The organism is Pseudomonas sp. SMN5, assembly GCF_052041925.1.
GTDB lineage: Bacteria > Pseudomonadota > Gammaproteobacteria > Pseudomonadales > Pseudomonadaceae > Aquipseudomonas.
In genome coordinates, this window is sequence record NZ_JBKGGX010000038.1 from 26,835 (window position 1) to 41,865 (window position 15,031).

10 protein-coding genes are annotated in these 15,031 nt (G+C 61.7%); 8 read left to right on the forward strand and 2 right to left on the reverse strand.

What is annotated here, in order from left to right; translation table 11 throughout:
* Positions 1 to 45 precede the first annotated feature (45 nt).
* The 6 genes from ACLEJR_RS25550 to pepN all read left to right on the forward strand — a co-directional run bounded on the left by ACLEJR_RS25550 (position 46) and on the right by pepN (position 6,687).
* On the forward strand, positions 46 to 936 hold the full coding sequence (locus ACLEJR_RS25550; RefSeq protein WP_245144498.1) for an NAD(+) kinase: 891 nt from the start codon (positions 46 to 48) through the stop codon (positions 934 to 936).
* Positions 933 to 1,907, forward strand: a complete 975-nt coding sequence (locus tag ACLEJR_RS25555; RefSeq protein WP_440793545.1) for a metallophosphoesterase — start codon at positions 933 to 935, stop codon at positions 1,905 to 1,907. Before ACLEJR_RS25550 ends, ACLEJR_RS25555 begins: the two co-directional genes overlap by 4 nt.
* The gene (locus ACLEJR_RS25560; RefSeq protein WP_440793390.1) at positions 1,904 to 2,779 is read left to right on the forward strand and encodes a rhomboid family intramembrane serine protease; all 876 of its coding nucleotides are present in this window, start codon (positions 1,904 to 1,906) and stop codon (positions 2,777 to 2,779) included. The genes ACLEJR_RS25555 and ACLEJR_RS25560 overlap by 4 nt, the downstream gene beginning before the upstream one ends.
* Positions 2,780 to 2,928: 149 nt before the next feature.
* Positions 2,929 to 3,189: a YeaC family protein gene (locus tag ACLEJR_RS25565; RefSeq protein WP_440793388.1), complete on the forward strand. Its 261-nt coding sequence runs from the start codon at positions 2,929 to 2,931 to the stop codon at positions 3,187 to 3,189.
* Entirely contained in the window at positions 3,186 to 4,016 is an 831-nt protein-coding gene (locus ACLEJR_RS25570) for a DUF2797 domain-containing protein (protein WP_440817392.1), read from the forward strand. The genes ACLEJR_RS25565 and ACLEJR_RS25570 overlap by 4 nt, the downstream gene beginning before the upstream one ends.
* 13 nt (positions 4,017 to 4,029) lie before the next feature.
* A complete protein-coding gene (gene pepN, locus ACLEJR_RS25575; RefSeq protein ID WP_440817393.1) occupies positions 4,030 to 6,687 on the forward strand; it encodes an aminopeptidase N in 2,658 nt (885 codons plus the stop codon).
* 271 nt (positions 6,688 to 6,958) lie between these two features.
* Here the strand turns inward: pepN and ACLEJR_RS25580 are convergent, their stop codons facing one another.
* The gene (locus ACLEJR_RS25580) at positions 6,959 to 7,390 is read right to left on the reverse strand and encodes a hypothetical protein (RefSeq protein ID WP_440817396.1); all 432 of its coding nucleotides are present in this window, start codon (positions 7,388 to 7,390) and stop codon (positions 6,959 to 6,961) included.
* A 364-nt stretch (positions 7,391 to 7,754) separates the two neighbouring features.
* On the opposite strand from ACLEJR_RS25580, the gene ACLEJR_RS25585 reads away from it, so the two are divergent.
* On the forward strand, positions 7,755 to 8,807 hold the full coding sequence (locus tag ACLEJR_RS25585) for a WD40/YVTN/BNR-like repeat-containing protein (protein WP_440793380.1): 1,053 nt from the start codon (positions 7,755 to 7,757) through the stop codon (positions 8,805 to 8,807).
* Positions 8,808 to 8,850: 43 nt separating this feature from the next.
* On the forward strand, positions 8,851 to 11,226 hold the full coding sequence (locus tag ACLEJR_RS25590; RefSeq protein WP_440793378.1) for an efflux RND transporter permease subunit: 2,376 nt from the start codon (positions 8,851 to 8,853) through the stop codon (positions 11,224 to 11,226).
* A 179-nt stretch (positions 11,227 to 11,405) separates the two neighbouring features.
* Here ACLEJR_RS25590 and ACLEJR_RS25595 read toward each other — a convergent pair whose 3' ends face one another.
* Positions 11,406 to 15,002: a dermonecrotic toxin domain-containing protein gene (locus ACLEJR_RS25595; RefSeq protein WP_440817399.1), complete on the reverse strand. Its 3,597-nt coding sequence runs from the start codon at positions 15,000 to 15,002 to the stop codon at positions 11,406 to 11,408.
* Between the last annotated feature and the right edge of the window lie 29 nt (positions 15,003 to 15,031).

Here is a 15,031-nt window from a genome sequence, read left to right on the forward strand (position 1 = left end):
CCATAATCGGGTTTTTCGCCCGCCGCAGACCCTCGCAGGAGCCCCATGGAGCAATTTCGCAATATCGGCATCATCGGTCGCCTGGGCAGTTCGCAGGTGTTGGACACCGTTCGCCGCCTCAAGCGGTTCCTGCTGGAACGGCACCTGCACGTGATCCTGGAAGACACCATCGCCGAAGTCCTGCCCGGCCACGGCCTGCAAACCTCGTCGCGCAAGATGCTCGGCGAAGTCTGCGACATGGTGATCGTGGTTGGCGGCGACGGTAGCCTGCTGGGTGCCGCCCGGGCGCTGGCGCGGCACAATATTCCGGTCCTGGGGATCAACCGGGGCAGCCTCGGTTTCCTGACCGACATCCGTCCCGACGAGCTGGAAGTCAAGGTCGCCGAGGTACTGGACGGCCATTACCTGGTGGAAAACCGTTTCCTGCTGCAAGCCGAGGTACGCCGTCACGCCGAGGCCATCGGCCAGGGCGATGCCCTCAACGATGTGGTGCTGCACCCTGGCAAGTCCACGCGGATGATCGAGTTCGAGCTGTACATCGACGGCCAGTTCGTCTGCAGCCAGAAGGCCGACGGCCTGATCGTCGCCACGCCCACCGGTTCCACGGCCTACGCGCTGTCCGCCGGCGGGCCGATCATGCATCCCAAGCTCGACGCTATTGTGATTGTGCCCATGTACCCCCATACCTTGTCTGGGCGACCCATCGTGGTCGATGGCAACAGTGAGCTGAAAATCGTCGTGTCCAAGGATATGCAGATCTACCCGCAAGTGTCCTGTGACGGCCAGAACCATTTCACCTGCGCGCCGGGTGACACCATCACCGTCAGCAAGAAAGCGCAGAAACTGCGCCTGATCCATCCGCTGGATCACAACTACTACGAAGTCTGCCGGACCAAGCTCGGTTGGGGCAGCCGGCTGGGAGGCAGGGGCGACTGATGCTCGATCCTGCGCGCAGTTACGATCTGATCGGCGATGTGCACGGATGCGCCCTGACCCTGGAACGCCTGTTGGACCGACTCGGTTACCACAAGCACGGCGGGGTCTGGCGGCATCCGTCGCGCATGGCCGTGTTCCTGGGAGACATCATCGACCGTGGCCCGCGGATCCGCGAGGCGCTGCACATCGTCCATGACATGGTCGTGGCCGGGCAGGCCCTGTGCATCATGGGCAACCACGAGTTCAACGCCTTGGGCTGGAGCACTCCGGCGCTGCCCGGCAGCGGCCAGCGCTATGTGCGCGAGCACACGCCGCGCCACGCCCGGCTGCTCAACGAAACCCTGACCCAGTTCGAGCAGCACCCCGGTGACTGGCAGGACTTCCTCAAGTGGTTCTATGAGCTGCCGCTGTTCGTCGACGCCGGCCGTTTCCGGGTGGTGCATGCCTGTTGGGACGCCGGCCTGATCGAGCCGTTGCGTGGACTGTTCCCGGACGGCTGCGTCGACGAACATTTCCTCCAGGCCTCGGCGCAATCGGGCAGCTTCGCCTGCACGGTGTTCGACCGTCTGCTGCGTGGCACCGACATGCGCCTGCCCCACGGCATGACCCTGACCGGTGGCGACGGCCTGACCCGGGCGTTTTTCCGCACTAAGTTCTGGGAAGACAACCCGCAGACCTACGGCGATATCGTGTTCCAGCCCGATGCCTTGCCTGAGCCGGTGGCCCGCACGCCACTGACCCCGGAAGAAAAGAACAACCTGCTGCGCTACGGCGTCGACGAACCGATGCTGTTTGTCGGCCATTACTGGCGCAGCGGCAAACCGGCGCCGATCCGTCCGAACCTGGCCTGCCTGGATTACAGCGCGGTGCTCTACGGCAAGCTGGCGGCCTATCGACTGGACCAGGAAACCCGCCTGGACCCGCATAAATTCGTCTGGGTCGATGTCGAGCGCCCGGAGGTGATGCGATGAGCGTTGTCGCCGTCCTGCGTTTGCCCTTGGCCGAAGACTTGAGCGGCTTCGTCAAGCTGCTGCAACGCATGCAGGTGCCGCACCGCGTCAGCGAAGAGGCCGGCGAACAGGTACTCTGGGTGCCGGATGAAGTCGGCGACGATGTGCGCGCCTTGTATGCGCGTTTTCCGGCGGGCGATCCCGACCGACAGCTGGACCTGCCGGTTATCGGCAACACGTCGCGGCGCCCGGGTTTCGTCGAACAACTGACCCGCAGCCCGGTGACCGCGCTGGTGTTGCTGTTGAGCCTGATCGTCGGTGCGGTGACCCTGCTGGGTGAAAATCTTGAAACCCTGCGCTGGCTGACGTTCCTGGAGTTTCGTGTTGTCGGCGAGTACATCCAGTTCACCCCCCTGGCCGACAGCCTGGCGGCGGGGCAGTGGTGGCGCCTGGTGACACCGATGCTGGTGCACTTCGGCTTCCTGCACATTGCGATGAACGGCATGTGGTACTGGGAGCTGGGCCGGCGGATCGAAGCGCGCCAGGGCGGTATCAACCTGCTGGGGCTGACGCTGCTGTTCAGTCTCGTGTCCAATTTCGTCCAGTATGTTGTCAGCGGGGCCACGCTGTTCGGCGGCTTGTCCGGTGTGCTCTATGGCCTGCTGGGGCATTGCTGGATCTATCAACTGCTGGCGCCGACCCCGGCCTATCACTTGCCCCGCGGGGTGCTGGTGATGATGCTGGTCTGGCTGCTGTTGTGCCTGTCCGGGCTGGTCTCGCTGATCGGTTTCGGTGAAATCGCCAACGGCGCCCATGTCGGCGGGCTGCTCGTCGGTTGCTTCACGGGATTGTTGGGCGGGCTGTTTGCTCGCCGTAAAATGGCCCGACAATGATCCTGTGGCGAGGGAGCTTGCTCCCGCTTGGGTGCGCAGCACCCACTAGGAGGGCCGCTACGCAGCCCAGCGCGAGCAAGCTCGCTCGCCACGAATGACCAATAGCCCACTTAATCTTTATTGTCACTAAACGAACGCGCGGAGAACCCATGTCCTCGTTCAACGAAATGATCCAGAACATCACCCCCGACATCTACCGCAGCCTGAAGCTGGCGGTGGAAATCGGTAAATGGGCCGATGGCAACAGACTCACCGCCGAGCAGCGCGAGTTGTCGTTGCAGGCGATGATCGCCTGGGAAATCCAGAACCTGCCCGAAGAAGAGCGCACCGGCTACATGGGCCCGCAAGAGTGCCAGTCGAAGTCCACCGAAGTGCCGAACATCCTGTTCAAGTCGGACGCCATCCATTGATCGAGATTGGCCGCGGTGCAATCAGCAAGATGTCGGCGCGCCTTGACGGGCCGACCGTTCAATACGCCTTTCGCCTGGGTGATACGGAGGTGCCGGTCAACCCATTGATCGGCAGTACAGTGCGCCTGGAGTTTCTCGGTGCGATCCATTGCACCCACTGCGGGCGCCGGACCAAGACCAGTTTCAGCCAGGGTTACTGCTACCCATGCATGACCAGCTTGGCCCAGTGCGACCTGTGCATCATGAGCCCCGAGCGCTGCCATTTCGAGGCCGGCACTTGCCGCGATCCGGCCTGGGGCGAGCAGTTCTGCATGACCGATCACGTGGTGTACCTGGCCAATTCCTCGGGCGTGAAGGTCGGCATCACCCGCGCCACGCAGCTGCCGACCCGCTGGCTGGATCAGGGTGCCAGCCAGGCGTTGCCGATCCTGCGAGTCGCGACCCGGCAGCAGTCGGGGTTCGTCGAGGACCTGTTTCGCAGCCAGGTGGCGGACAAGACCAACTGGCGCGCCTTGCTCAAGGGCGATGCCGCCGCCGTCGACCTGCCACAGATCCGCGATTCGCTGTTTGAAAGCTGTGCCCAGGGATTGCAGGGCTTGCAGGAACGATTCGGTCTACAGGCGATCCAGACCATAGCGGACGTCGAACCGGTCGAGATCCGTTATCCGGTGCAGCAGTACCCGGCCAAGATCGTCAGCTTCAACCTGGACAAGAACCCGATTGCCGGAGGCACGCTGCTGGGGATCAAGGGCCAGTACCTGATTTTCGACACCGGCGTGATCAACATTCGTAAATACACGGCCTACCAGCTCGCCGTGCATCAGTAGAAGGACTCGACCCATGCGCACCGAACAACCGAAGATGATTTACCTGAAGGACTATCAGGCCCCCGAGTACCTGATCGACGAGACGCACCTGACCTTCGAGTTGTTCGAGGACCACAGCCTGGTCCATGCGCAACTGGTGATGCGCCGCAACCCCGAGCGCGGCGCCGGGCTGCCGCCGCTGGTGCTCGACGGCCAGCACCTGGAGCTGATCTCGGTCAAGCTCGATGATTCCGACCTCGGTGCCGGCGATTATCAACTGGATGACAGCCACCTGACCCTGCACCCCAAGGCGCAGGCTTTCACGGTCGACACCAGCGTGCGGATCCACCCGGAAACCAACACCGCCCTGGAAGGCCTGTACAAATCCGGCGGGATGTTCTGCACCCAGTGCGAGGCCGAGGGTTTCCGCAAGATCACCTATTACCTCGACCGCCCGGACGTGATGAGCAAGTTCACCACCACCGTGGTGGCCGAGCAGCACAGTTATCCGGTGCTGCTGTCCAACGGCAACCCGATTGCCAGTGGTCCCGGCGAAGATGGCCGGCACTGGGCGACCTGGGAAGATCCATTCAAGAAGCCCGCTTACCTGTTTGCCCTGGTGGCCGGCGACCTGTGGTGCGTCGAAGACACCTTCACCACCATGAGCCAGCGTACCGTGGCGTTGCGCATCTACGTCGAGCCGGAAAACATCGACAAATGCCAGCACGCCATGACCAGCCTGAAGAAGTCGATGCGCTGGGACGAAGAGGTGTACGGCCGTGAGTACGACCTGGACATCTTCATGATCGTCGCGGTCAACGACTTCAACATGGGCGCGATGGAGAACAAGGGCCTCAACATCTTCAACTCCAGCGCTGTGCTGGCTCGCGCCGAAACCGCCACCGACGCCGCGCACCAGCGGGTCGAGGCGATCGTCGCCCATGAGTACTTCCACAACTGGTCGGGCAACCGCGTGACCTGCCGCGATTGGTTCCAGCTGTCGCTCAAGGAAGGTTTTACGGTGTTCCGCGACGCCGGCTTCTCGGCTGACATGAACTCCGCCACCGTCAAGCGCATCCAGGACGTGGCGTACCTGCGCACCCATCAGTTCGCCGAAGACGCCGGCCCCATGGCCCACCCGGTGCGCCCGGACAGTTTCATCGAGATCTCCAACTTCTACACCCTGACCGTGTACGAAAAAGGCTCGGAAGTGGTCGGCATGCTCCACACGCTGTTGGGGGCCGACGGCTTCCGCAAGGGTAGCGACCTGTACTTCCAGCGTCATGACGGTCAGGCCGTGACTTGCGACGATTTCATCAAGGCCATGGAGGATGCCAACGGCGTCGACCTGACGCAGTTCAAACGCTGGTACAGCCAGGCCGGCACGCCACGGTTGGTGGTGAGCGAGTCCTACGACGCCGCCGCCAGGACTTATAGCCTGACCTTCAGCCAGAGCTGCCCGCCGACCCCGGACAAGGCGGAAAAACTGCCGTTCGTGATTCCCGTGGAGCTGGGCTTGCTGGACAGCAGTGGCGCGGAAATTCCCCTGCGCCTGAGCGGCGAAGCGGCGGCCAGCGGCACCTCCCGCGTGATTTCGGTGACCGAAGCCGAGCAGACGTTCACCTTTGTCGACATCGCTGAAAAGCCCTTGCCATCGCTGCTACGCGGCTTCTCGGCGCCGGTCAAGCTGAGCTTCCCGTACAACCGCGACCAGTTGATGTTCCTGATGCAGCACGACAGCGATGGCTTCAATCGCTGGGATGCCGGCCAGCAATTGTCGGTGCAGGTGTTGCAGGAATTGATCGCCCAGCACCAGAAGGGCGCCAGCCTGTCGCTGGACCCGCGTCTGGTTACCGCATTGCGCACGGTGCTGTCGGACGAATCCCTGGACCAGGCCATGGTCGCGGAAATGCTCTCGCTGCCAAGCGAAGCCTATCTGACGGAAATCAGCGAAGTGGCCGACGTCGAGGCGATCCATGCCGCTCGCGAGTTCGCTCGCCAGCAGTTGGCCGACAACCTGTTCGAAGCCTTGTGGCTGCGCTATGAAGCCAACCGCGACCTGTCGAAACGCACGCCGTATGTGGCCGAGGCCGAACACTTTGCCCGTCGCGCCTTGCAGAACATCGCGCTGTCGTACCTGATGCTCACCGACAAACCAGAAGTGCTCAGTGCCACCCTGGAGCAATTCGACACCGCGGACAACATGACCGAACGCCTGACGGCGCTGGCGGTGTTGGTCAACTCGCCCTTTGAAACCGAGAAGGCCCGTGCCCTGGAAGTGTTCGCGGAAAACTTCAAGGGCAACCCGCTGGTCATGGACCAATGGTTCAGCGTCCAGGCCGGCAGCCCGCTGCCGGGCGGTCTGGCGCGGGTCAAGGCGTTGATGGAACACCCGGCGTTCAACATCAAGAACCCGAACAAGGTGCGGGCGCTGATCGGTGCATTCGCCGGACAGAACCTGATCAACTTCCACGCCGCCGACGGTTCGGGTTATCGCTTCCTGGCCGATCTCGTCATCCAGCTCAACGGCTTCAACCCGCAGATCGCCTCGCGGCAACTGGCGCCGCTGACCCGCTGGCGCAAATACGACAGCGCCCGCCAGGCGTTGATGAAGGCCGAGCTCGAACGCATCCTGGCGTCGGGTGGGTTGTCCAGCGACGTGTTTGAGGTAGTGAGCAAGAGTTTGGCGTGAGCTTGATGCCGCGGTCTGCCTGGCGGACCGCGGTGCACGCCGCTTTCGCGAGCAAGCCCGCTCCCACAGGTCTTGCTGGTGCATGCCAAGGCGGCGTACACCCCAAATCCCTTGTGGGAGCGGGCCTGCCCGCGAAAGCGGTGTATCTGTCATGAAGGTGTTGAATGTGCCGCTGTCTTCGCGGACAAGCCCGCTCCCACAGTAGATTTCCAGCGAACACCTGTGCTGTGAGGCTTTCGACTTGGTCGACGAGGCTCATGAGCAATCCGGGCTAAAAGCTCCTTTTTGAAAAGTTAAGTTCTTTTCCAGAGCCATGAATGGCCAGTGCCCCTAGGCCAGCACCCGCCGTATAGTGCCTGGCAAGTAGAATGTTCAGGCTGAGGGCATTGACCAAGGCTTCTTCATTTCCTGGCGCGGGCTCCTCTGTTTCCTTAATGAATTCAGTGCTTGAGAATCTTAGGTCATCATGGAACGTAACACTGGCAGAATATTTATTGCTATGACCAATGCTCCCCATTACTTTGTAATTTATAAACGTTGCACCCTTGTATTTATTGGTGAAATTGAATGCTGGTAGATTCATGTCCCAGGAATATCCTGTTCCTTCCAGTAGCTTGACTACAGTAGGGACGTCCATGGCGTAGCTGTTATAGGGCTCGACATCAAATCCTTTTTCATCATTAACATTTTCAGGGGGGATCATGACACTCGCTCCTCTTGTGATTGCTAATGCAATATTTTGTCATTCACTGTTCCATCTGGAGAGTGTCGATTAAGAAAGGAAAGCGGGCTACTGTCAGAAGTAGCAGGGTTTTATATTGATTTTGAATAGAGCAAATAGGCTGTCGTTGTAATGGCCGTGCCATCACCCCACCGAATACCCCATCATTCACTCCCCGCGCAGCCCTCCTGGTTAACAAAAGATAACGTGGCGTCGATTGTCAGACCTTTCGAAAGCCCGATAGGATAGGTCAGCTTCCGAAGTGGCTCTAGATTGCAGGTTTCAGGACTATGCTCCAGAACAGGCAACGCACGAAGCCTAACAATAAGAAATGGGGGAAAGGTCTATGAGTGAGCCTGTCATGGCTGTGGGCCGCTGCCGCCCGCCGGTGCTGCGCAGAGTTGCGTTGCTGGCTTCAGCGCTCTCGCTGCTGGGCTCTGCCGTATTGTCGGCACCGGTGCTGGCCGTTGCGGCGTCAACGTCCGATGTCATTTATTCGGTCGAATCGGCCAAGGCCAGCAAGACCCTGATGCTCGATGTGGTCCATGCTGGCCAGCGCCTTGTGGCGGTGGGCGATCGGGGGCACGTTGTCTACTCGGACGACCAGGGCCGCTCCTGGACCCAGGCCAAGGTGCCGACCCGGCAACTGCTCACCGCTGTGTTCTTTGTCGATGACAAACACGGTTGGGCCGTGGGCCACGACTCCCAGATCCTCGCCAGCGAAGACGGCGGCAGCACCTGGACCAAGCAGTTCGAAGACCTGACCCGTGAAGCACCGTTGCTGGATGTCTGGTTCAAGGACGCCAACAACGGCTTCGCCGTGGGTGCCTACGGAGCGTTGGTGGAAACCACCGACGGCGGCAAGCACTGGGAAGACGCCAGCGAGCGCCTCGATAACGAAGACCAGTTCCACCTCAATGCAATCGCCGCCGTGAAAGATGCCGGGCTGTTCATTGTCGGCGAGTCCGGCAGCATGTTCCGCTCCAGCGATTGGGGCCAGACCTGGGAAAAACTCGAAGGCCCGTACGAAGGTTCGTTGTTCGGCGTCATCGGCACCGCCCAGCCTTCCACGCTGCTGGCCTACGGCTTGCGTGGCAATCTCTACCGCTCGACCGACTTCGGCAGCACCTGGGAGCAGGTGGAGCTCAAGGCTGCCCGGGGCGCCTTGGAGTTCGGCCTGGCCGGGGCCACGTTGCTGGAGGACGGGTCCATCGTGATTGTCGGCAATGGCGGCAGCGTGGTGCGCAGCACCGACGACGGCGTGACGTTCAGCGTGTTCAACCGCCCGGACCGGATTTCGGTGGCGGCGGTCACGGCGGCGGGCAACGGCAATCTGATCCTGGCGGGGCAGGGCGGCGTACGCGCCACCACGGCCACCGGCGCTGAACTGAGCAAATGAGTCAGGCCTGCACAACGGGCATAAAAACAACAAGGCGGACCCCATGAGCAGTCATCACCAAGACAAGGCGACCTTCCTCGAGCGCCTGATATTCAACAACCGCCCGGCAGTGATCGTCATTTGCCTGTTGGTCAGCCTCTTCCTCTTCTGGCAGGCCACGCTGATCCGGCCGTCCACCAGCTTCGAAAAAATGATCCCGCTCAAGCATCCTTTCATCGAGAAGATGCTCGAACACCGCAACGACCTGGCGAACCTGGGCAATACCGTGCGGATCTCGGTGGAAGCCACCGATGGCGATATTTTCTCCAAGGAATACATGGAGACCCTGCGCCAGATCCACGACGAGGTGTTCTACATTTCCGGCGTCGACCGTTCCGGCCTCAAGTCGCTGTGGAGCCCGAGCGTGCGCTGGACCGAGGTGACCGAAGAGGGCTTCGCCGGCGGCGAGGTGATCCCCCAGAGCTACAACGGCTCGGCCGACAGCCTCGACCTGCTGCGCAACAACGTGCTCAAGTCCGGCCAGGTCGGGCGCCTGGTGGCTAACGATTTCAAGTCGAGCATCATCGACATCCCGTTGCTGGAGTCCTATCCGGACCCGCAGGACCAGGGCAAACTGCTCGCCCTCGATTACCGCAAGTTTTCCCACGAGCTTGAAGACAAGATCCGCAACAAGTTCGAAGCCCAGAACCCGAACGTGCAGATTCACATCGTCGGCTTCGCCAAGAAGGTCGGCGACCTGATCGATGGCCTGGTCATGGTGGTGATGTTCTTCGGCGTGGCCTTCGTCATCACTCTGATCCTGCTGTACTGGTTCACTCACTGCATGCGCAGCACCATCGCGGTATTGAGCACCACCCTGGTGGCGGTGATCTGGCAATTGGGATTGATGCACGCCGCCGGTTTCGGCTTGGACCCGTACTCGATGCTGGTGCCGTTCCTGATCTTCGCCATCGGCATTTCCCACGGCGTGCAGAAGATCAACGGCATCGCCTTGCAGTCCAGCGAGGCCGACAATGCCCTGACCGCCGCGCGGCGGACTTTCCGCCAGCTGTTCCTGCCGGGGATGATCGCGATCCTGGCGGACGCCGTCGGCTTCATCACCTTGCTGATCATCGACATCGGCGTGATCCGCGAACTGGCCATCGGTGCGTCCATCGGCGTGGCGGTGATCGTGTTCACCAACCTGATCCTGTTGCCGGTGGCGATTTCTTACGTCGGTATCAGCAAGCGCGCCGTCGAGCGCAGCAAGAAGGACGCGAACCGCGAGCATCCGTTCTGGCGCGGGTTGTCCAACTTCGCAAGTGCCAAGGTCGCGCCGGTGTCCATTGTCTTGGCGCTGATCGCCTTCGGTGGCGGCCTGTGGTACAGCCAGAACCTGAAGATCGGCGACCTGGACCAGGGCGCGCCGGAACTGCGCCCGGATTCGCGCTACAACCAGGACAACAATTTCATCATCAGCAATTACTCCACCAGTTCCGATGTGCTGGTGGTGATGGTCAAGACCAAGGCCGAAGGTTGCTCGCGCTACGAAGCCATGGCGCCCATCGATGAACTGATGTGGAAGATGCAGAACACCGAGGGCGTGCAGTCGGCGATCTCTCTGGTGACCGTGTCCAAGCAAATGATCAAGGGCATGAACGAGGGCAACCTGAAATGGGAAACCCTCTCGCGCAACCCTGACGTATTGAACAACTCCATTGCCCGGGCCGATGGCCTGTACAACAACAGTTGTTCCCTGGCACCGGTGCTGGTGTTCCTCAACGACCACAAGGCCGAGACCCTGGACCGCGCCGTCACGGCGGTGCAGGCGTTCGCCAAGGAAAACAACCGCGACGGCCTGGAGTTCATCCTGGCCGCCGGTAACGCCGGCATCGAAGCGGCCACCAACGAAGTGATCAAGCAGTCGGAACTGACGATCCTGATCCTGGTGTACATCTGCGTGGCGACCATGTGCATGATCACCTTCCGTTCCTGGGCGGCGACCTTGTGCATCGTGCTGCCGCTGGTACTGACCTCGGTACTGGGCAACGCCCTGATGGCGTTCATGGGCATCGGCGTAAAAGTCGCGACCCTGCCGGTGGTGGCGCTGGGGGTGGGGATTGGCGTGGACTATGGGATCTATATCTACAGTCGCCTGGAAAGCTTCCTGCGGGCCGGGTTGCCGTTGCAGGAAGCGTATTACCAGACGCTGAAGTCCACTGGTAAAGCCGTGCTGTTCACCGGCCTGTGCCTGGCCATCGGCGTGTGCACCTGGATCTTCTCGGCCATCAAGTTCCAGGCCGACATGGGGCTGATGCTGACGTTCATGCTGCTGTGGAACATGTTCGGTGCGCTGTGGCTGCTGCCGGCGCTGGCGCGGTTCCTGATCAAGCCGGAAAAACTCGCTGGGCAGAAGGGCAATTCGTTGTTTGCCCATTGATGGATCAAGGCTGGCGCAGACCCCTGTGGCGAGGGAGCTTGCTCCCGCTGGGCTGCGCAGCAGCCCCAAAAGCCTTCGGCCCCAGGTCACCAGATCCATCGGGTTGACTGTTAAAGGGGCCGCTGCGCAGCCCAGCGGGAGCAAGCTCCCTCGCCACGGTTGTTGGCAGTGTTCGGCGATCAAGGCGCCAACGGCAAGAACCGGCTCTGGGCCAACGACTTGCTGATCTGCCCTCGATGCACATTCACCACCGCGTAGGGGCTGGTGGCTTTGGCCAGCAGTGAGTGGTAGTGCTCCTTGCGTTGCTCCTTGGTCTTGAGGTGCGCGACGCTGAAGTTGTCCTTCGGTGTGTCGGCCGCGGCGTAATGAAAATGCGCGTACCAGATCGGGAAGCCGTCACGGTCGTTGATGGCGTATTCCTGGAGGAAATCCTTGCGGGCCCCTTGCAGGGCCGTGCGATCTCCGAGTCGGGCCACCTGTATCAGATTTTTCTCGAACAGAAACCGCAGGTTGCCGTCGGTGGGTGGCAGTTTCAGGCTCAGTTCGATACGCAGGTCGCTGCCCTTGGTCGCCAGTTGGTTGGCGGCGCCTGCCAGTTGTCGGCCCAGCTCCTCGTTGGCCGGGGTGCGGGAGGCTGGCGATGCGGCGAGTGCCCGGTCGAGTTCTTCGGAAAGCGTGCGGAAGTGACTCGCCTCATTGTTCAGGATTTCCTCGATTTCCTGAGGATGACGGCAGTGGGTCTTGTAGCTTTCGGCCCGGCTCATGCGCTTGTCCAGATCGTCGAGCAGTTCTCGCCCATTGGCCCGGATCGCCTTGATCGATCGCGTCTGGGGCACCGAGGTCGGGCGGCGTACATCGACCACGTCCCAGACATCCTCATGACGCGAATAGGTGGCGAGTACTTGGTTGTTGGCTTCGGAGCGCATTTCGACGACTTCGATGGGCAGGCTCGTGCCGGCGGGTTTCAGGTCGCCGATAAGAACGCCATTGTGGCGGGTCCTGATCAGTTTTTTCTGCTGCAGCCCGGCGCCTGTCCGGGGGCGTTTCGGCACACGCTTGCGCGGTTTTGCCTCGGGTTTGATTTCTGCGGCGAGCTTCCTGGAGACCTCCTGGTAAAGACCCTCGACCATTTTGACCAGCCTGTCGAAATAGGATTCGTGGATGTCGTCCAGGTAAAGAGCCTTCGTCCCCTTCAACGTATCCAGGGTCTTGCCGTAATGCTCGGTCAGGCTGGTCAGTACCTCGAGTTTTTCCGCCGGGGATACGTCGTATGTTTGCAGGTCCCAATGGGAGCGCATGTGCTCCATCAATGGCATGAGAATGCGAAGCAGGCGTTCGGGCAGGGCGGATTGGCGGTTTCTCACCGCCAGCACGGGCAGCGTGGAGAGTTGCATGGTTTTGCTGCCGATGGCGTTCTTCTCATCCAGGGGACGGTTGCTGGTCAGGCGTTCGAATGCGCGTGCGCCCGACGCATCGAGGTTCGATAGCTGCTCGAGATAATTGTCCTTGAGTTCCAACCAGTGGATCGCCCGGTCGTTGATGTCGCTCTTGGCGTCGAGATACTTCATGTAGGCTTCGTAGTCACGGGCGACAATTTCCCTGATGTCGGCATGCTCTCCAAACTGCGGATGGGCTCGCTGGATGGCGACCCGTTCCTTTTCGGTGATCAGAACCGCCTTGCGGGCATTGTTGATCACGTTTTCCATGAGCACATGCATGTAGCCCGACGGGAAGCTGACGCCCAGGCTGGCGCGTTCGGCCGCGCTGTTCACCAGTGTCAGGTACATCTCGGTCTGTTCGTTGAGCAGGTCATAGAAAATCTGGCGTTTGGCCGCCCGTTGGTCCTCGGTGTACTGGGCGCCTTCCTCGGTCCGGGTCATGACTTGCTGGGCCACGTCCAAGGCTTTTTGTCGGTCGGCGTCTTGCGCCTCCAACCGTTTGGATTCATCCATCAACTGCTTGGCCCGCTCCAGGTTGATACGCCGCTGTGCCTCCACCCGCTTGGGCGGTGAACCGCCGAGCAGGCGCAGGCGCAGATCCAGGTGCCAATGGCCCTGGGCATCGACGCGCAGCGGCGGGCCGTTCCTGTCGGCGTCGAGCGCAGCGAGTGGGTCGACGATGGTTGCACTGCCATCGTATTCGGGGGTGACCCGATAGAAGGCCCCTTCGACCTGGGCATGCCATTTGCTGTCGATCACGTACAGGCCTTTGAACGGGCCGTTTTCAATGGGGTCGGGTAGGGTCTTGGGGGACGGCACCCGCAAACGTTGCAATCGCGCCTGTTGTTGCGGTGTCGGTTGGCCGCTGGCCCTGGCGAAACTGAAGTCCAGGCGCCGACTGGCGGCCTCGGCGTGGGCATCCGGCACGGCCACGGTGCCCTCCACGAAGGTAGGCGCCGCCGGTTCGGGCCATTGTTCGGCAATGGCGCGCGGCGCGGGCGAACGCATGGCCTCCTGCTGCACCGATTCGGGCAGCGCGGCACGCGCCACAGGCCCATGGCCGGCAGGCAGTTGGCTCACCAGCAGGGCCAGATTGACGAGCAGGTCGACCGCGGCAAACTCCCGGGCCACCGGGTCTGCGCTGATCAGCGCCGGGATGTCCTGTTGGGCGCTGGCCATCAGGTTCCAGAGCCAGACGGTGGTCATGGCCGGGCCGCGCAGCAAAGGAAACAGCAAGGTGTTGAACAACAGGCCGCCGCCTTCAAGCAACACTGCCCAGCGGCTTTCGCGGTTCGACACCGAATCCCGGTCGGCCTGGGTCACCAGAGCCTGGGCGTTGCAGCCATAGAGATACTGCATGAGCTCACCGTGGTGCAGCGATTGCAGCAATTCGCCATGGGCGTCGTCGAGGGCGAGGGTCGCGGGGGCGGGCTTGTCCGGAACGCTGAATTCGTCACCGCTGAAGAACCGCACGATGTGAGGCTCCAGGAACCCACCGTTGGCGTAGATCGGGCGGGCGGCGTCGGGCAGCCAGGTCAGGATGCTGTCTTGCAGGGCCCCGGAAGCGGCAATGGCTTGCATCAGCGCCTCGCGGGTCGGGAACTCCCGTAGCGAGGGCGCGTAGAATGGCCGATACAACAGGTGCGGGCCGGTGGCGATGTCCTGCGCCTCGATGACGAACATATTGGCCACGGTGTCGGGCTGGGCCTGGGCCTTGCGCAACACCGCCAAGTGGCGAATGACCACCGGACGACCGTTGACCCGTTGGCTCGCCGCGTCGGGTTGGAGAACGGCTGCCAGCAGGCGCAGGCCCTGGGCGGTCATGCCATTCTCCCGGGCCAGCTTCTGTTTCAATGCTTCCAGCATCAGTTGCGCCGGGAGCTGTTCGGCGAAGATCCGTTCCCGCTCCTTCGCCCTGAGAGAGTCGTCGAGCAGATGCTGGCGCAGATAGCGAGGATAGGTCGCCCCGATGTCGACCTGTTCGATCAGTTGGGTGACAAAGGCTGGCGTCAGCCAGGTCGGCAGCGCGTGGCCCAGGCGATGGCTGAGGCTGAAGGTGCCACTGGGACGGCCGACGAGGTTGTGGATAGCCAGTTCGGTCAGGCTCATCTGCCGTTTTTCGCTGAGGCCGATAGTGCCGGGATAACCCGCCGAAACACTGAACGTCAGCACCACGTCGTCAGGCTGGAGTTGGCTCGCTGGTAGCGGGTCAGGGCTGCGGTCGTTGGCCTTTTCCAGGCGTTCGAGCAGGGCGTGGGTGGTAAAGGCCCGAATGTCGTCGATGCCGCCGAGAAAAGTCTGGCCCTGGTGACGTCGCTTGGGGTTGGTGCGGGCCAGAAGGTAGTGCTGCTGTTTCTTCTACCCCT